Source organism: Amorphus coralli DSM 19760 (assembly GCF_000374525.1).
Taxonomy (GTDB): Bacteria; Pseudomonadota; Alphaproteobacteria; order Rhizobiales; family Amorphaceae; genus Amorphus; species Amorphus coralli.
This window is the reverse complement of record NZ_KB894571.1, coordinates 624,459-641,457: the sequence shown is the minus strand read 5'-3', so window position 1 is coordinate 641,457 and position 16,999 is coordinate 624,459. Positions and strand designations below refer to the sequence as shown.

The window sequence follows — 16,999 nt, the reverse complement described above, 5'->3', positions numbered from 1 at the left end:
ACGTGGTCCATGCGATAGAAGGCGGCTCAAGACCTTCGACGGGACGCCGCCCCGGCGGCGATGGGTGAGGATACAATGGGCACGATGCGACTTGTCGTCGTCGGAGCAGCCGGCCGGATGGGGCGCGTCCTGATCCGTGCCGTCAGCGAGATGCCGGGGGCGGAACTTTCCGCTGCCGTCGAGCGCGCCGGTGCCCCGGAGATTGGCGACGACGCCGGCACACTGGCGGGCCTCGCGCCGCTCGGCGTCGCCGTGACCGACGATCCGGCCGCGGCCTTCGCCGAGGCGGACGGCGTTCTCGACTTCACCCTTCCTGCCGCAACGGTGGCCTTTGCAGAGCTGGCCGCCGAAGCCGGCATCGCTCACGTCATCGGCACGACCGGCCTCGCCTCGTCCGGGGATGCGGCCATCGAGAAGGCGGCCGAAACGATCGCCATCGTGAAGTCCGGCAACATGAGCCTGGGCGTCAATCTCGTGGCCGGCCTCGTTGAGAAGGCGGCCCGGGCACTTGGCGAGGACTTCGACATCGAGGTGCTGGAGATGCACCACCGGCGCAAGATCGACGCGCCGTCTGGCACCGCTCTGCTGCTCGGTAAGGCCGCCGCCGCCGGCCGCAACGTGCCGCTGGACGAGCGTGCCGTCTATGCCCGCGAAGGCGAGACCGGTGCCCGCGAAACCGGCGCCATCGGCTTCGCAACCCTTCGCGGCGGCACCGTCATCGGCGAGCACAACGTCATCTTTGCAGGCGAGGGCGAGCGTGTCGTGCTCTCACACATTGCCGAGGACCGCACGATCTTTGCTCGGGGCGCCGTGAAGGCCGCTCTGTGGGCCCATGGCCGCGGGCCGGGCCTCTATTCCATGGCGGATGTCCTGGGCCTCAACGACTGAGCCCGGGCGCGCGCCGCTTCATCATTGTCAGGAGTAGACTATGGACCGTCTTCTTGTGCTGGTTCGCCACGGTCAGAGCGAGTGGAACCTCAAGAACCTCTTCACCGGCTGGCACGACGTGGCGCTGACCGAACAGGGTGTGGCAGAGGCGCACAAGGCGGGCAAGGCGCTGAAGGGTCTCGGCTACTCGTTCGACATCGCGTACACCTCGGACCTCAAGCGCGCCCAGGACACGTTGTCCATCATTCTCGATGAGCTGGGCCAGGCCGACCTTTCGGTGGTGAAGGACCAGAAGCTCAACGAGCGCGACTACGGTGACCTGACCGGCCTCAACAAGGACGATGCCCGCGCCCGTTTCGGCGAGGAGCAGGTCCATGTGTGGCGCCGCTCGTTCGATGTGCCGCCTCCCGGCGGGGAGAGCCTCAAGGACACGGCGGCGCGCGTGCTCCCCTATTACGAGGACACGATCAAGCCGAAGGTGCTCGGCGGCGAGCGGGTCCTGGTTGCAGCCCACGGCAACTCGCTGCGCGCGCTCATCATGGACCTGGAGGGTCTGTCGGGCGAGGAGATCGTGCAGCGCGAACTCGCAACCGGCGTGCCGATCATCTACCGCCTCAACGAGGACGGTTCCGTGGCCGAGAAGAAGGATCTCGCGGCCTAGGTGCGAGGCCGTCGGGTCCAGGACATGAGCGATGGCGGTCCGCGCGCTTGATGCCGACGGGATCCGCGAGCACCGCAAGGCGCTCGGCCGGATCCTCGTCGACTGCGTGGAAGCCGGCGCGGCGATCGGCTTTGTGCTTCCCTTCGGGCTGCGCGAGGCGATGGACTACTGGGACGAGGTGGCGACGCAGGTCGAGGCCCGGCGGTTCAAGCTCTTGGTCAACCACTCCCGCGAACACGGCCTCGTCGGCGCAATCCAGGTCACCCTGAAAATGCCGGCGAGCGAGGCACATAGGGCCGAGCTGATGAAGCTCATGGTCGCGCCGGAGCATCGCGGCATGGGAGCCGGCGGTGCGCTTCTGCGGCGTGCCGAGGTGGAAGCCGCGCTGCACGGACGAACGCTGCTGTCGGTCGAGGTTGCCGCCGGCAGCGATGCGGAGCGTCTTTGTGTGCGCCATGGCTGGCGTCCGGGCGGCGTCATCCCCGGCTATTCCAGCTATCCCGACGGCACCTTCTGCGACACGATCTTCTTCTGGAAGGCGATCTGAGCGGGAGCCTGTTCAGTCGGCGGTGAGCATGCGCCGCCATCGTCCCGGCGCGAAGCCATACGTGTCCTTGAACTGCCGCGTGAGATGGCTTTGGTCGGAAAAGCCCGCCTCCAGAGCGGCCTCGGCCAGGCCCAGTCCCGATCGGATCAACGCCCGGACGCGGTCGAGGCGGCGCATCTTGACGTAGCGGTACGGACTGACGCCGTGCACGCCGCGAAACTGGCGGTAGAGCGTCCAGCGCTCCAGCCCGCTCAGCCGCTCCAGCGTCTCGATCGAAAAGTCCTCCGTCGGCGCGGCGTCGATCAGCGATACCACCCGCTCGATCGCCTGTATGTCGACAGATCGCGCAGCCGACGTGTCCGGGCCGGCCAACGCCGCCAGCGCATCGGCGAGGGAGGTGTCGATCTCCGTTGCCTGCATCTCGGAAATTGGCGTGTCGAAGTCGGTCATGGCGAGCCGCATCGCGGCGGCCAGCCGCGGATCGGCGCTTACCGGGTCGGGCACGAACGGCATCCGGCCGCCGAGGGCCTCGGCGATCCGGTGCGGCGCGACGTAGAGCGCGGAGTAGACAAGCCCGGTCTCAGTCCCCGGATGGCCGTCATGGAGTTCGTCCGGGTGAAGTACGAAGACGTTGCCGGAGAGGGACGTGCGGGAGGAGCCGCGGTAGCGGAACGCCTGCACGCCGGAGAGCGTCATGCCGAGCGCGTAAGTGTCGTGGCGGTGCGGCGCGTAGGCCTCGCCGGCGAGGCCGATCTCGGCCCGCTCGATGCCGCAGGCGCTGCCGCCGAACCTCATCCGGCCCCGCATCGCGAGGTGGCGGCGTGTGTCAGGATCGTTCAAGAGCGTCCCTCCCGTTCGCGCTAGCATGGCGTTCGTTGACCGGAGGTTGGACATGCTCGAGGCGGTGCTGGTGATAGTGTCTGTTGCCCTGCCCCTGATGGGAAGCCCGGGACCGAACACGCTGTCGGCGGCGGCCGTTGGATCGGCCTTCGGCGTGCGTGATGGCGCGCGCTACGTCGCCGGCCTGAGCGTCGGGGCGGTAACGGTGCTCCTTGTAATGGCCTCCGGGGTCACCGGCATGCTCATCGCGGTTCCAGGTGCGCTGCCCGTGCTCATGACGCTGGCCGGCGCCTACATTCTGTATCTGGCCTACCGGATCGCGACCGCCCCCGTGGCCGCAGCGCGCGATGCCGGGCGTCGGGCGCCATCCTTCGCAGCTGGGTTCCTGCTGGCAGTCGCCAACCCCAAGGCCTACGCGGCCTTCGGTGCGATCTACGGCTCGACGGCCAGCCTGGGCGGCGGTACGGCCGCCTACGTGGCCCTGCGGATCGGTGTGGTGGTGGCGCTCATCGCACTCGTCAATCCGGCCTGGCTGGCGCTCGGCTCCGCGTTTACGCGGGTGCTTTCCTCGCCGCGCTGGGGCCGGATCGTCAACGTCGCCTTTGCGGTGCTGCTTGTGGCGTCGGTGGCGGTGATGGCCCTGTGAGCCCGGCGGGTGCCCGACTGGTCCAGGATTGTCTCAGGCGGCAATCACCCGAGGCGCGGGAAACACGATGTCGACCACAGTGCCCTGGCCGGGTTCGGAGCGGATCTGGAAGGTTGCGCGGTTTGCCTCCGCCAGTGCCTTGGTCAGCGGCAGGCCAAGACCTGTGCCGCTCTTGTCGGTCTGGCCAACACGGCGGAAAGGCTCCATTGCCGCCTGCAGGTCATCGGCCGACATGCCAGGTCCGGTGTCGCTGACCCGCAGGATCACCGCACCGGCCTCGTCTGCGAATGTGGCGAGAGAGACTTCCCCGCCGGACCGGTTGAACTTGATGGCGTTGGACAGGAGGTTGAGCGTGATCTGCCGCAGCGACCGGCTGTCGGCCAGGATACGCGGCAGATCCGCCTGCAGCCGCGTGCGGATAGCCACGCGCTCTGTGTGGGCCTGCGGCTCCATGATGTTGGCGCAGTCGCGCGCGACATCGTTGATCGACACCGGCTCGAACGAGAGATCGAGCTTGCCGGCCTCGATCTTCGACAGGTCGAGCAGGTCGTTGACGAGGCTCAGGATGTGGTGTCCCGAGATCGAGATGTCGCGCAGATAGTCCCGGTAGCGGTCGTTGCCCAGCGGGCCGAGCTTCTCCGCCAGCATCACGTCGGCGAATCCGAGGATGGCGTTGAGCGGCGTACGGATCTCGTGGCTGATCCGCGCGAGCATCTCCGACTTCTGGGCATTCGCGGCCTCCGCCGCCCGGGTCGCTTCGGAAAAGCGCGCCTCTGCCGTCTTCCAGCGGCCGACATCGCGCAGCACCACACAGGCGCGCTCCGTATCGCCCACGCGGCCGAGCGACAAAGCCAGCGGAACGCGCCCGCGCTCGCGGCAGAGGCCGACGACTTCGTCGAGCACCAGCGGTCGGGAGGCATCGTGTCCGACGGCCAGGTCGGCGAAAAGAGCCTGGACCGCGGCGCTGTCCTCCTCGGCAAGAAGATGGTCGAGCCGCATGCCCCGGAACGCAGACGCCGTGCGGTTGAAGATGGCCTCGGCGCCGCCGTTGGCGATCAGGATGCGGCGGTCGGCATCCAGCACGAACACGGCATCCGGAATTGCGTCGAGAACGCTCGCAACGGCCGGCGCCTCGCCGGATGGGGCGTCGCCTGCGGTGTTTCCGGTATCGGGGACGGAGGCGTCCCGCCCCGGTCCGGTATCGGTCTCGTCGCTCATGGCGCGGTCCTCCCGGGGGCTCTCGCCGGCGGGCGAAGCCCGCAAGAGTACCAGAAGCGCGCGCTCGTCGCCCCATGGCACGGAATGAAGCCGGACCTCCGCCGGAATGGCGTGCCCGTCGGCGTGACCGAGGTGCACCGTGCCCTCCGGCGCGTCAGGTTCGTCCTCGTCGTCCGCGAAGACGGCAGTCAGCCCGCCTGCCCGGATCAGCGCTGACAGGGTGCGGTGACCGAGCAGCTTCAGCGCGGCCTTGTTGGCGTGCACCAGACGGTCGTGTTGGGAGACCAGCAGCGCCACCGGCAGGCGGTCGAGCAGGCGGGTGTCCGGCTGGGGGCGCTCTGGACCGGCGAATGCCGACGGCATCGGGTCGGCGTCGCTCCGACGCTGCCAAGACCGGCTGCGCGTGAGGGGGGCGGGTGCGGTGGCCGGACGGGAAGGCGGGGCCGGCTCGGGTGCCACGGCACCACGGGCAGGCACCGTGTGCAGCGGTGCCGGCTCCGCCGGCCTGTAGGCTGCCGGTTCGTCGTCGTCGCCCTCGTAGCGGGCACCCAAAGCTGCCGCGATCAGGCGGAAGGCTTCGCGCTCGGGACGGGAAAGATGCCGGTTGTCCATGGCTGGCCCGTCCCGGCCCGGCATGCGCACGACATTGGTCGGTGGATCGGCGCGCAGCGGCGGGGCTGGGTGGGCCGGTGACGATGCCTCGACCGCTGAAAGGCGGGGGGCGGCGGGTAGGGCAGTCGGCTCTTTCACGGCTTCGGCAACCGTGTCGCCGGTCCGGATCAGGCCGAAGCCGCGGAACCCGACGAACTCCCGGTCGCGACTTTCGATGGCGAGCCCGGCGAGGTCTATGGGCACCCGCCCGCCATGGCGCGCGCTCGGCCAGTAGATGGTGGTTCCGCTCCACGCGGCGCGCTCTGATAGCGCGAACGCGAACGCACCCTCCGGATCGAGGTCGTAGGTGCTCGACAAGTCTTTCCAGGGCAGGCCGAGAAGTCGCTCGGTCTCGCCGAAGACGCCGCCGAACTCGGGCGAGAGATAGGTCAGCCGATCGTCGCCGTCGGTCTGCCAGGTGAAGCGGATGGGACGCGCAGCGGGCGTCTCGGCTGCGGCCGGTTCCGCTTCGCCCGTCCGGGCGACGTCGTTCTCATCGTCCATCGTCGTGGGCTCTTCCGCCTGGTCCTCACCATCGGCGCGGGCGCGCAGCTCAATGGTCTCCATCGTGTCGAAGGTGGGCGTATCCACGGCCTTCGCGCCGAGATCCGTCGCCGCCGGCGCCTGGCATCGGGAGAGGTGGACCGCGTCCAGCGGGGGGCGGATATCGGCCATCGTCTCTTCCGGCGTGTCTTTCGGCGTGCGGGGGGCGGAGGTGCCGGTCGCGGCGGGCCAGTTCTGCCGCGAAACCCCGCCTGCCTCTGTCATGGTCGGAACGGGCTCCGGCGCCCCTGCCCATGCGGAGGGCGGCTCCGTCAGGCGCAGATATAAGCCGAGATTTCCCAGCGCAATCGAGCGGCCACCAGCCTGTCGGGGGTACCAGTCGCTTCCGGACCTGGCGACCAACGCGCCACTGGCATCGACCACCGAAGCACCATCTCCGCCCACGAAGCGCGCGAAGGCTGCCAGCGGATCGCGGGCGCGCAAGGACAGGCTTGCCGGGGCAGCTACCAGAGTGAAGGCGACCGGCTCACCGTGCTCGCCCGCGTCGATGGCGTGCACCAGGCACTGCAGCACGAGGATCTCCGTTCCGATCCGGATGCGGACCAGCGTGGAGCGTTGCTCGGGGCCCCTGAGGGCCACATGTCGAGCCAGGTCGCGGGCAAGGCGCGCGGCGCGGCGGGACGGCGTGGTCACCATCTCCCACGCCGTGGCATGGTCGCACAGGCGGGCGCCCGACGCGTTGGCCCAGACCACCTTCTCCCGCGCCGGGTCCACGACGACGATCGGACGCACTTCGCGTGTCGCTCCGCCGATCTCGGCGTGCGTGCACAGTCGAAGAAAGGTTTCGAACGCTTCGTTCATGGGAAGGACGTGACAGGCTCCCCGTCCATCTGGCCCGCTGTTGCTCCGGTCGGAAAGTGCCCGTTTCCGGCTAATTTCGCGTTAATACAAAGCGTTGCGAGCGGGGTCCACCGGATGCGACGCCGTCGCGCCGGTCTTTGCTCGCGAGGGTTAATGCCGGTCGTGCCGTCGTTGCGGTGCAGCAGACTTCATGCAAGACTTTCAACCCGTCGAGCCGGAACCCGGTCCATTCTTACTGGGTTCACATTTTTATGGGTTCTTTGCTGCACCGGAAGTCGGTGACGAGCGTGCAAACGGGAGGGTTCGCGATGAACGACAAGCTGAACAGCCAGTTCGAGGTGCCGGATCAGCTCCGGACCTATGCCGAGCAGAGCGTTACCCAGGCCCGCAAGGCGATCGAGGACTTCATGAAGGTCGCCCAGACGACCGTCACCTCGGTCGAGGGCTCCACCCAGCAGGTGCAGGCGGGTGCCGCCGACATCAACAAGAAGATGCTGACTTACGCGGAAGAGAACATCTCCGCGGCCTTCGACTTCGCCGAGAAGATGGCGCGGGCGAAGGACATGGAAGAGATCATGAAGCTCCAGTCGGAGTTCATGACCAAGCGCATGTCGGCCTTCGGCGAGCAGACCCGCGAGATCGGCGACACTGCGGCCAAGACGGCCAGCGACGTGGGCCAGAAGGCCACCAAGGGCTGACGCCCGACGGCCAGAGTTCAACGGGCTGACACCACGGGGCCGGCCGGCGGGCAAGCCGGCCGAATGTGGTGCTCGACTTGGTTTTGCTGCACTGCAAAAAAATTGTTGCATCGCGAAGGGCGGTGGCCTATATGGGGTGTGTCGCCCAATGGGCTGCCGGGTTCGTGAGTAGCGACCTAGGATTGCGTACCGGGAGCCGCAAAGTCACAGGCTTTGTCAATCGTGCGGCTCGACGACCGAGTCGGCGCGCAGATTGAAGGGACTGAGAATCAAATGGCTAGAAAACCAGTGTCCAAGCCCGATGCCGCGAACGCGGCCGAGACGGCTGCCGAAACCGTGACGGAAACGGCGGCCGAAGCCACCGAGATGGCCGAACAGGCCACCGAGGCGGCGGTCGAGGCAGCTGAAACGGAGCTTCCGGGCAACGTCACGCCTTTCCCGGGCTTTTCCAGCGAGAAGCTCGAGATTCCGGAAACGGTTCGCGAAATGGCCGAGCTCGGCGTGGAGCGAGCCAAGAAAAACTACGAATCTTTCAAGAATGCGGCTGAGGAGGCCACTGACATGATGGAAGACGCTTACGAGAACGCCCGCAAAGGCTTCGTCGACCTGAACATGAAGGCGATCGAGAACGCCCAGTCGAACACCGACCGCGCTTTTTCCTTCGCCAAGGAAATCGTCGCTGCGAAGTCGATGTCCGACGCTGTCGAGCTGCAGACCAAGTTTGCTCGCGAGCAGTTCGAGACCTTCACCGCGCAGGTGAAGGACATGCAGGAGCTGGCCACCAAGGTGGCGTCCGAGAGCTCCGCTCCGGTCAAGGACATCTGGGAAAAGACCCAGGAGAAGATGAAGGTCGCGTAACGCGCCTCTCTTCACCCTCGACTCTGAAGGCGCGTCGGTGCTTCCGGCGCGCCTTTCTCGTCTTCGGAAGACCTTGCTCGTCGACGCGATTGCCAGGCGCCCAACCCGCATTTTCGCGGCGGTGGATCGTGCTTTCCACCGGCTTGCAAATCGGTTTCGTTGAACTTAGGGTGCCGCTCCGTTCGTGCCGCCTTAGCTCAGTTGGTTAGAGCGCTGGATTGTGGATCCAGAGGTCCCCCGTTCAAACCGGGGAGGCGGTACCACTCCCTTCCCACCATAGACGGCTCTGACATCCGCACAGGCGGGATGATCATGAGCCGGTGCGCAGGCGCCCGGCCCGGTTCACGACCTCGCTGATGGCGTTGCGGGCGAACGCCGCGGGCCCGAAGGCGACTTTCGACAACGGATCGATGACCAGCGTGCGCTGCCGGCCGATGGCGCCGTAGGTGGCCTCCACGACGCGCTCCGGGGCGATGGCGCCGGGCAGGTCGCCTCCCTCATACCCGGCATTCTGACCGAACTCCGTCCGGGTCGGCCCGGGACAGACCGTCAGGACGTCGAGCGGTTCGCCGGCCAGTTCCGCTGCCAGCGCCTCGCCGAACGACAGGATGAAGGCCTTGCTGGCGGCATAGGTCGCGAACTGCGGGACGGGCACGAATGCCAGGCTGGACGAGATCGTGATGAGCGCCGCGCGTCGGCGCTGCGCCTCCGCACTGGCGACAAGTGTCGGGACGAGGGCGTGGGTGAGGGCAAGGACGGCCGTGATGTTCACGGATATCACTGCCTCGTGGCGCTCCATCGGTGCGTCCATGAAAGCGCCGTAGGTTCCGATCCCGGCATTGTTGACGAGCAGATCTATGCCTTCCGCCTCCGCACGCCGGATGACGCTATCGCGGCCATCGGCCGTGGCAAGATCCGCGGTGATCACCTCCACGTCCCGGCCCTCGGCTTGCAGCATCCCGGCCGCCTCGCCGAGCGCGGCCTCGTCGCGCCCGGTCAGCAGAATCCTTGTCTCGGGAGACAGTCCCTGGGCATAGGCCCTGCCGAGCCCACGGGAGGCACCGGTAATCAAGGCACACTTGTAGGTGCGGTCGGAACGGCGATACACGGCGGTCTCCTCGTCTCGAAGCTCCCCAGGCCACACATATAGGGCAGCCGCCGGGCTTCGCCCTCCCCAACCTCGGATCAGACGATCGAGACCGCACCGCCTCCGTGGCGGGTCAGGCGCCCGGCAAGATCGAGCTCCAGCAGAACAAGCTGAACCACGGCTGGCGAAAGCCCCGTCTCGCGGATGATCTCGTCCACCGAAGTGGGCGTCGGGCTGAGGGCCTCGACGATCGCCGAACGGGCGCTGTCGTCGGCCTCCGGTACGGGATCGCCGTGCGCCATGGGGTCCTCCAGTCTCGGCGGCGGCGCGTGCGGACGGTCGAGCAACGGTCCGAGAGCCTCGATCACATCGGCCGCGCCGGTGATCAGCGTGGCGCCTTCCCGGATGAGATGGTTGCACCCTTCTGCCCTCGGGTCGAGGGGAGAGCCGGGAACCGCGAAGACGTCGCGACCCTGCTCGCTGGCAAAGCGTGCGGTGTGCAGAGAGCCGGATCGTCGTGCGGCCTCAATGACCACGACGCCGAGGCTCATACCGGAAATCAGCCGGTTGCGCCTGGGAAAGTCCTGGGCACGGGCGGCCCACCCGATCGGCATCTCGGTGACGGCGATGCCGCCCTGATCGACGATCGACTGCAGGAGCGGGCCGTGTTCCGGTGGGTAGATCCGGTCCAGCCCGCCGGCCAGAACGGCTGCGGTCCCCGTCCTGAGGGACGCTTCGTGAGCAGCGGCGTCGATGCCGCGTGCCAGCCCGGATATGATGGCGAAGCCGGCCTCGCCGAGATCGGTCGCAATCCGGCGGGCAAGCTTGCGACCGGCAAGGGACGCATTGCGGGCGCCGACAATGGCCGCAGCGGGACGCGCACAGATCTCATCGCCGCCGAGAATGGAAACGATGGGCGGCGGCGCATCGACGTGGCGCAGGTGCACAGGATAGCCGGGCTCTCCGATGGCGACGATGCGGGCGCCGATGGCTTCCGTCGCCTCCAACTCCGCTTCCGCGTCCTCCCTGGAAGCGATGCGTATGCCGCGTGCGGCTCCCCCGCGCCGGGAGAGGTCGGGGATGGCCTCGACCGCCGCTGCGGCGGATCCGTAGTGGTTGAGGAGTTCGCGGAAAGTGGTGGGACCGACCCGCTCCGACCGGATGAGGCGGAGCCAAGCAATGCGCTGCTCCGCCGTCAATCGCACGGCCGAAGGCGGGTCGCCGGTCATGTCTTCTGGCCGATCTTGCTTTCGGTGCCGTTCAGGAGGCGGCCGATATTCTGCCAGTGCTTGGCCCAGGACAGGACCGTCAGGACCGTGAAGAGCTCCGCCCACTGGGTGCGGGAAAAGGCAAACAGGAAGACCACGGTCGCTAGGCTTGCAATGAGTGCGGCCAGCGACGAGTAGCGGAAGAGAAACGCCATCGCTAGCCACACGGCGGCGAAGATCAGGGCTGCGGGCCAGGTAACGGCAATCAGGATGCCGAGATAGGTCGCCACCCCCTTGCCTCCACGGAAACCGACCCACACGGGAAAGAGATGACCGAGGAAGGCGCCGAGGGCCGCCAGCACCACGAGGTCCGGGCCCCAGTGGGCGGCGACCAGGACCGCAACGGCACCCTTGCCGGCATCGCCGAGGAGGGTGAGGGCGGCGAGCCCCTTGCGTCCGGTGCGCAGAACGTTGGTCGCGCCGATGTTGCCTGAGCCGATCGTGCGCAGGTCTCCGGCTCCCGCCAGCCGCGTGAGGATGACGCCGAAGGGAATGGAGCCAAGCAGGTAGCCGAAGGCAAAGGCGGCGAGAAACGAAGGCAGCGCAACGGACCAGCTGATCGGGTCGGGCATAAAAGCGTCCTCGGAGCTTGCTGTGCGACGAGCGCGAACGACCCTAGAGCCTTTTCCGATGCGGTGAAAATAGCTGATGATGAGGTAAGGGCCGACCGCATGGCGCCTCTGTCGGCCTGCGCGGGCGTATCCGGGCGGCAGGCGCCTGCATCCATTGCGTTGCTGTTGCCTGCCGGCCGCATGGCCGCTCGCATGGATGGATCGAGCGACGCCCGCGTTCAGCATTGCTTAGGGGGCGGGGCCTTAGCATCGCTCCCCGATTCGTCGAATCGCGCCTGAGATCGCGCGCCTGAACCGCGCCGCCCGGGCCGGCGCAAAGGAGCCGACCGAGATGACGACCCCATCGGATTCGCATACTGGCGACGCGGACTGGCTCGATCCCTTCGAAACGCACCGGATCACCAACCAGGTGCCGCCCTCCGACGGTTGCAACCTGTTCGACGGCGATCCCATCCTGCTTGCCATGCTGGAGGAGGTCCTCGAACCAGAGCTGGAGGACGAGCTCTATCGGGCGGGAGCCTACTGGGGATCGGCGGATGCGCGGGACTTCGCCCGGCTCGCCAACGATAACACGCCGGTCCTGCGCACCCACGACCGCACCGGTCGCCGGCTGGACGTTGTCGAGTATCACCCCGCCTACCACGCCCTCATGAGCCGGGGCGTGGCGGCCGGGCTGCATGCCTCGATCTGGGAGGAACCCGACGGCCAAGCCGGCCGCCAGCACCGTCAGCGCGCGGCCCGCTTCTATCTCGCTGCCCAGACGGAGTGCGGCCATCTCTGCCCGCTCACCATGACCAATGCCTCGCTGGCGGCTCTGGCCACCTCGGGCGACCTCTTCGAGGACTGGCTGCCCGCTGTCTGCTCGCGCCGCTACGACTACCGGTTCCTGCCCGCCGGCGAGAAGGCGGGGGCAACGCTCGGCATGGGCATGACGGAGAAGCAGGGCGGTACCGACGTGCGCGCCAACCGCACCGTCGCGGAGTGGAGTTCCGCCGACGAAGCCTACCGGCTGATCGGTCACAAATGGTTCCTGTCGGCCCCCATGTCCGACGCGTTCCTGGTTCTTGCCCAGGCGGCGCAGGGGCTGAGCTGCTTTCTGGTGCCGCGCTGGAGGCCGGACGGCACCATCAACGCCATCGCGTTCCAACGCTTGAAGGACAAGCTCGGCAACCGCTCCAATGCCTCTTCCGAGGCCGAGTTCACCGGCGCGACGGGCTTCCTGGTGGGCGACGAGGGCAGGGGATTGCGCACCATCCTTGAGATGGTCACGCTGACCCGGCTGGACTGCGCGGTGGCGTCCGCCGGTCTCATGCGCGCCGCTGTCTCGGAGGCGGTGCACCACGCGCGCTATCGGTCCGTGTTCGAGAAGCGGCTCATCGAGCAGCCGCTGATGCAGCGGGTCCTCGCCGACATGGCGCTCGACGCGGCCGGCGCGACGGCGCTCTCCATGCGGCTGGCGGAATCCTACGACAAGGCGGTCGACAGCGATCTCGAGCAGACCTACGCGCGGCTGATCACGCCGGTGGCGAAATACTGGATCTGCAAGTCAGCGCCGCGCGTCGCCTACGAGGCGATGGAATGCCTCGGCGGCAACGGCTACGTCGAGGAGTCGGCGCTGCCGCGGCTCTATCGCGAGGCGCCGGTCAACGCGATCTGGGAAGGATCGGGCAACGTCATGTGCCTCGACGTGATGCGCGTTGCCCAGCGCATGCCGGAGGCGATCGAGGAGGTCCTGGCCGCCATAGGCGACGACCTCGGCGAAAGCGTCGGACCGGAAATCAATGCGCTGAGAGCGGCCCTCTGCGACGGCGACCCGGAAGAAGGGACGCTTCGGGTCCATACCGAACGGCTCGCACTCCTGGCGGCGGCGGCCGCCTTGCGCCGTCACGCCCCCCGGGTCGTCTCCGATGCCTTCCTGGCGGCCCGGATCCGGGCTCCCTGGCGCGGCTCCTACGGCACGCTCGAAACCCGCTACGACGCCACTGCGCTCATCGACTTCATCGTCCCGGATCTGTGATCCGAGGGCCGGGCGTGCAGGGCGAGCGGCAGCGCCGTTTTCCCTGACGACACGGCGTAGCGCGCCGGCCCGCCTTCGCCGAAGTGCAGATACGGTCTTTGGATCGCGCGGTTGATCCCCGCTGTGGGTGGCTTGCACTGCCGGCTTGCCGGCGGGCTCGGTCGCTGCTAGGAAAATGTTATGTTATAACATTGCATATCGAGGGAGCCCGATGCCCGACCCGCACCTGCCCGTCACCGTCCTGTCCGGCTTCCTCGGTGCCGGGAAGACGACGCTTCTCAATCACATCCTCAACAATCGCGAGGAGCGCCGCGTCGCCGTCATCGTCAATGACATGAGCGAGGTGAACATCGACGCCGATCTCGTGCGCGGTGGCGGTGCCGACCTGTCGCGAACCGACGAGCGGCTGGTGGAGATGACCAACGGCTGCATCTGCTGCACGCTGCGCGAGGATCTCCTCATGGAGGTCAGGCGCCTCGCCGTCGACGGAGCCTTCGACTATCTGCTCATCGAGGGGACGGGTATCGCCGAGCCGCTGCCGGTCGCCGCCACCTTCGAGTTTCGCGACGAGAATGGCCGCTCGCTCTCCGATGTGGCGCGCCTCGACACGATGGTCACGGTCGTCGACGCGGCGAACCTGCTCCGCGACTATGCCAGCCACGATTTCCTGCGCGATCGCGGCGAGACAGCAGGCGAGGCGGACGATCGCTCTATCGTCGACCTCCTCGTCGACCAGATCGAATTCGCCGACGTCATCGTCGCCAACAAGATATCCGAGCTGGACGCGGACGGCCGGGCCGCCGTGCGGGCGGTGATCAAGGCGCTCAACGTCGATGCGCATCTGATCGAGACGGACTTCGCCCGCGTTCCCCTTGCGGACGTGCTCGATACCGGGCGTTTCGATTTCGAGCGCGCCCATGAACATCCGCTCTGGTTCAAGGAACTCTACGGCTTTTCCGACCACACGCCGGAGACCGAGGAGTATGGCGTCTCAAGCTTCGTGTATCGCGCCCGCCGTCCGTTCCATCCGCAGAAATTCGCCGACTTCACGGCGCGCACCTGGTCGGGCCTGATCCGCGCGAAGGGGCTGTTCTGGCTGGCCACGCGTCCTGCCTGGGTCGCCGATTTCAGCCTGGCGGGCTCCATCGTGCGAACCGAGGCCATGGGCTACTGGTGGGCCGCCGTGCCCAAGGAGCGCTGGCCGGCCCATCCGGAATGGCAGGAGATGCTGCACCAGCGCTGGGCGCCGGTGTGGGGCGACCGCCGTCAGGAACTCGTCTTCATCGGCAATGCCATGAACGAGGCGGCCATACGCGCGGCGCTCGACGATTGCCTGGTCGACATTAGCGAGAGCGAGGGCTTCGACCCTGCACGCTATCGCGATCTGCCCGATCCCTTCCCGGCATGGCGGCGGGCCGATGCGGCCTGAGACATTTCCCTCCCGCTCGACGCCGAAACCGCCCGTTGCCGGCCCGCTGGCGAACACGCTGGATCGATCGGGCCCCATTACACTCCTGGCGCGAACGCTTGATCCGGTGATTGCGCGTGCCATCGACGAGGTTCCGTCCGAGATCCTGCCGGAGATGCGGGCGGACGGCGACCTCGAAGCGATCGATGCCGCGCTGCGTCAGGGTCTGGCAGATCTGCGCCGTTGGCAGCCATGGCTCGAAGCCTGGCTGCGCGATGACGTGTCCTTTCTGGCGCGCCTGTTCACCGAATTGACCGACGCCCCGGTGCTCGCGCTGCGGATGGAAGTCATCGACGACGACGCCTGCCGCCGCTTTCACACGGACCGGGTCACCCATCGCCTCGTCACGACCTATCGCGGAGACGGGACGCAATGGGTCTCGCCGCGTGATTCCCATCTCGTGGTGGACGGCAGGCTTGAGGACGACTCCGCCTGCAGGCGGCTTGAGCGCGGCGCGGTCGGCATCCTGCGCGGTAGCAGGAACGCCAGCCCTGACGCCCCTGCGGTCCTGCACCGCTCGCCTCCGGTGCGGGGGACGGACGCGGTGCGCCTATTCCTGGCGATTGACGACATGCGGGATTGGCAAGCCCCGCAGAGTCTGCGGGCACCAGGGTCTGCAGGTCGGGCGCAGTAGACGAGTGAAATGCCGGCATTGGGCCGGTGTCATCCACAACTGGAAAGAGCAAGCAATGAAGTCTCGTATCGTCAGGCGTCTCGGCGCCCTCGCGCTCGGCGCCCTGCTGGCGGCAGCCCCGCAGGGGTTTGCGGATGCGGCCGGAGGCACCCAGGACAAGAGCGTGCAGGCCCACGACCATGGTGACCACGCACACAGCCACGATCACGGGTCGGAGCGCATCTACAAGGGATATTTCGAAGACAGCCAGATCAGCGCGCGATCGCTCTCGGATTGGGAGGGCGATTGGCAGTCGGTCTACGAGCATCTGAAGGCCGGCAACCTCGATGCCGTCATGGCGCACAAGGCGGAGCACGGCGACAAGACGGCCGACGAATATCGCGCGTACTACGACACCGGCTACCGGACCGACGTGGAGCGGATCACCATCGAGGGCGACGCCGTCACGTTCTACGAGAACGGCGAGCCGATCAGCGGCCGGTACGAGAGCGATGGGTACGAAATCCTGACCTACAAGGCCGGCAATCGCGGCGTGCGTTTTATCTTCGAGAAGGTCGACGGCGCCGCCGCCGCTCCCGAGTTCATCCAGTTCAGCGACCACCGTATCGCTCCTGCGCGCGCCGATCACTACCACCTTTACTGGGGCAATGACCGCGCAGCCTTGCTGGAAGAGGTGACCAACTGGCCGACCTACTATCCGTCGTCGCTGACAGCGGATCAGATCGCCCGCGAGATGATGGCGCACTGAGCGGTCGAATGGCGCGGTACCGGCCGAGATTGCCGAGCGCGAGCGCTTCGGTCTCGTCCGGTACCGCGATCTGGCTGACGCGCTTCCTCTCTTCGCGCGGGCCAACGCGGCGTGAGGCGCGCCGGAAGCTTGGTGGAAGCTTTGGTCTGGTCGTGGCTGGCCGGTCAGTCGAGCCCACCCGACCCGATCCGGTCGAGTGCGCCTTGCAGGATGTAGGCGGCGGCGACCTTGTCGACGAGTTCGGCGCGGCGGGCGCGCGAGGCGTCCGCGGCGATCAGCGTCCGCGTCACTGCGGCCGTGGACATCCGCTCGTCCCAGGCCAGCATCGGCAGGTCCGTCAGCGCCGCGAGATTCTTCGCGAAAGCGCGTGTCGCCTGAACGCGAGGTCCCGCGCTACCGTCCATGTTGAAGGGCATGCCGAGGACGAGCCCGCCGATCTCCCGGTCCGACGCCAGCCGCAGGAGCTCCGCCGAATCCGTCTTGAACGCCTTGCGGCGGATGGTGATCAGGGGGGTGGCGATCCGGCGCCCGAGATCGGAGATCGCGATCCCGATGGTCTTGGTGCCGAGGTCGAGGCCGAACAGCGCCGTTTCTCCGGGCGCGGCCAGGAGGAAGTCGTCGAGCGAGAGCAGCGGATCCTTGCGTGCTGTCATGCGTTGGCCTTCGTCTCCTTGTGCCCGTCGCCCGGGGCACCGGTTGAGCCGCGGCGAAGCGGCTGCTTATAACCGTTGCCACCGGCTTCTGGGAGAGGCCCTGCCGCCCACAGGCTTGTCAATCGACCCACCCGCTTTGCCTGGGCGCTGTGTCGTCCGGGCGCGAGACGAGGGAGCAAT

At 67.5% G+C, this 16,999-nt stretch carries 16 protein-coding genes and 1 tRNA gene; 11 read left to right on the top strand and 6 right to left on the bottom strand.

All coding sequences use genetic code 11. The features are described 5' to 3' along the window. Positions 1 to 60: 60 nt before the first annotated feature. From dapB to C507_RS0107120, 3 genes are read left to right on the top strand one after another with little or no spacing between them, the layout of a single operon-like run. Positions 61 to 888 carry a 4-hydroxy-tetrahydrodipicolinate reductase gene (dapB, locus tag C507_RS0107130; RefSeq protein ID WP_026318921.1) on the top strand — a complete coding sequence of 276 codons (828 nt, stop codon included), beginning with the start codon at positions 61 to 63 and terminating at the stop codon, positions 886 to 888. Positions 889 to 928: 40 nt separating this feature from the next. After that, a complete protein-coding gene (locus tag C507_RS0107125) occupies positions 929 to 1,549 on the top strand; it encodes a 2,3-bisphosphoglycerate-dependent phosphoglycerate mutase (RefSeq protein WP_018698985.1) in 621 nt (206 codons plus the stop codon). 31 nt (positions 1,550 to 1,580) lie between these two features. After that, positions 1,581 to 2,096, top strand: a complete 516-nt coding sequence (locus C507_RS0107120) for a GNAT family N-acetyltransferase (protein ID WP_018698984.1) — start codon at positions 1,581 to 1,583, stop codon at positions 2,094 to 2,096. A 12-nt stretch (positions 2,097 to 2,108) separates the two neighbouring features. Here the strand turns inward: C507_RS0107120 and C507_RS0107115 are convergent, their stop codons facing one another. Beyond that, on the bottom strand, positions 2,109 to 2,891 hold the full coding sequence (locus tag C507_RS0107115) for an AraC family transcriptional regulator (RefSeq protein ID WP_040400800.1): 783 nt from the start codon (positions 2,889 to 2,891) through the stop codon (positions 2,109 to 2,111). A gap of 97 nt (positions 2,892 to 2,988) precedes the next feature. Here C507_RS0107115 and C507_RS0107110 point away from each other — a divergent pair, with 97 nt between their 5' ends. After that, positions 2,989 to 3,582: a LysE family translocator gene (locus C507_RS0107110; RefSeq protein WP_018698982.1), complete on the top strand. Its 594-nt coding sequence runs from the start codon at positions 2,989 to 2,991 to the stop codon at positions 3,580 to 3,582. 33 nt (positions 3,583 to 3,615) lie between these two features. Here C507_RS0107110 and C507_RS20650 read toward each other — a convergent pair whose 3' ends face one another. Further along, positions 3,616 to 6,816: a sensor histidine kinase gene (locus C507_RS20650; RefSeq protein WP_018698981.1), complete on the bottom strand. Its 3,201-nt coding sequence runs from the start codon at positions 6,814 to 6,816 to the stop codon at positions 3,616 to 3,618. A gap of 308 nt (positions 6,817 to 7,124) precedes the next feature. Here C507_RS20650 and C507_RS0107100 point away from each other — a divergent pair, with 308 nt between their 5' ends. From C507_RS0107100 to C507_RS0107090, 3 genes are all read left to right on the top strand, one after another. After that, complete coding sequence (locus tag C507_RS0107100; RefSeq protein WP_018698980.1) at positions 7,125 to 7,514, top strand: phasin family protein; 390 nt, start codon at positions 7,125 to 7,127, stop codon at positions 7,512 to 7,514. A gap of 222 nt (positions 7,515 to 7,736) precedes the next feature. Continuing rightward, complete coding sequence (locus C507_RS0107095) at positions 7,737 to 8,372, top strand: phasin (protein WP_156829185.1); 636 nt, start codon at positions 7,737 to 7,739, stop codon at positions 8,370 to 8,372. A 186-nt stretch (positions 8,373 to 8,558) separates the two neighbouring features. Continuing rightward, positions 8,559 to 8,635 (top strand) — tRNA-His (locus tag C507_RS0107090). A gap of 47 nt (positions 8,636 to 8,682) precedes the next feature. Here C507_RS0107090 and C507_RS20645 read toward each other — a convergent pair. The 3 genes from C507_RS20645 to plsY form a co-directional block, all read right to left on the bottom strand. Further along, a complete protein-coding gene (locus C507_RS20645; RefSeq protein WP_018698978.1) occupies positions 8,683 to 9,480 on the bottom strand; it encodes an SDR family NAD(P)-dependent oxidoreductase in 798 nt (265 codons plus the stop codon). A gap of 77 nt (positions 9,481 to 9,557) precedes the next feature. After that, positions 9,558 to 10,688 (bottom strand): DNA-processing protein DprA, encoded by a 1,131-nt coding sequence (gene dprA, locus C507_RS0107080; RefSeq protein WP_018698977.1) that lies wholly within the window; start codon positions 10,686 to 10,688, stop codon positions 9,558 to 9,560. Then, positions 10,685 to 11,299 carry a glycerol-3-phosphate 1-O-acyltransferase PlsY gene (plsY, locus tag C507_RS0107075; RefSeq protein ID WP_018698976.1) on the bottom strand — a complete coding sequence of 205 codons (615 nt, stop codon included), beginning with the start codon at positions 11,297 to 11,299 and terminating at the stop codon, positions 10,685 to 10,687. Before plsY ends, dprA begins: the two co-directional genes overlap by 4 nt. 331 nt (positions 11,300 to 11,630) lie before the next feature. Here plsY and C507_RS0107070 point away from each other — a divergent pair, with 331 nt between their 5' ends. From C507_RS0107070 to C507_RS0107055, 4 genes are all read left to right on the top strand, one after another. Then, on the top strand, positions 11,631 to 13,316 hold the full coding sequence (locus C507_RS0107070) for an acyl-CoA dehydrogenase family protein (protein WP_018698975.1): 1,686 nt from the start codon (positions 11,631 to 11,633) through the stop codon (positions 13,314 to 13,316). Between the two features lie 211 nt (positions 13,317 to 13,527). Beyond that, positions 13,528 to 14,745 (top strand): zinc metallochaperone GTPase ZigA, encoded by a 1,218-nt coding sequence (gene zigA, locus C507_RS0107065; protein WP_018698974.1) that lies wholly within the window; start codon positions 13,528 to 13,530, stop codon positions 14,743 to 14,745. Beyond that, positions 14,735 to 15,418, top strand: coding sequence for a DUF1826 domain-containing protein (locus C507_RS20640; RefSeq protein WP_083923394.1), 684 nt, complete (start codon positions 14,735 to 14,737; stop codon positions 15,416 to 15,418). Before zigA ends, C507_RS20640 begins: the two co-directional genes overlap by 11 nt. A gap of 55 nt (positions 15,419 to 15,473) precedes the next feature. Continuing rightward, complete coding sequence (locus C507_RS0107055) at positions 15,474 to 16,166, top strand: ZinT family metal-binding protein (protein ID WP_018698972.1); 693 nt, start codon at positions 15,474 to 15,476, stop codon at positions 16,164 to 16,166. A gap of 164 nt (positions 16,167 to 16,330) precedes the next feature. On the opposite strand, the gene ruvX is transcribed toward C507_RS0107055, so the two are convergent. Next, positions 16,331 to 16,819 (bottom strand): Holliday junction resolvase RuvX, encoded by a 489-nt coding sequence (gene ruvX, locus C507_RS0107050; RefSeq protein ID WP_018698971.1) that lies wholly within the window; start codon positions 16,817 to 16,819, stop codon positions 16,331 to 16,333. Positions 16,820 to 16,999 lie beyond the last annotated feature (180 nt).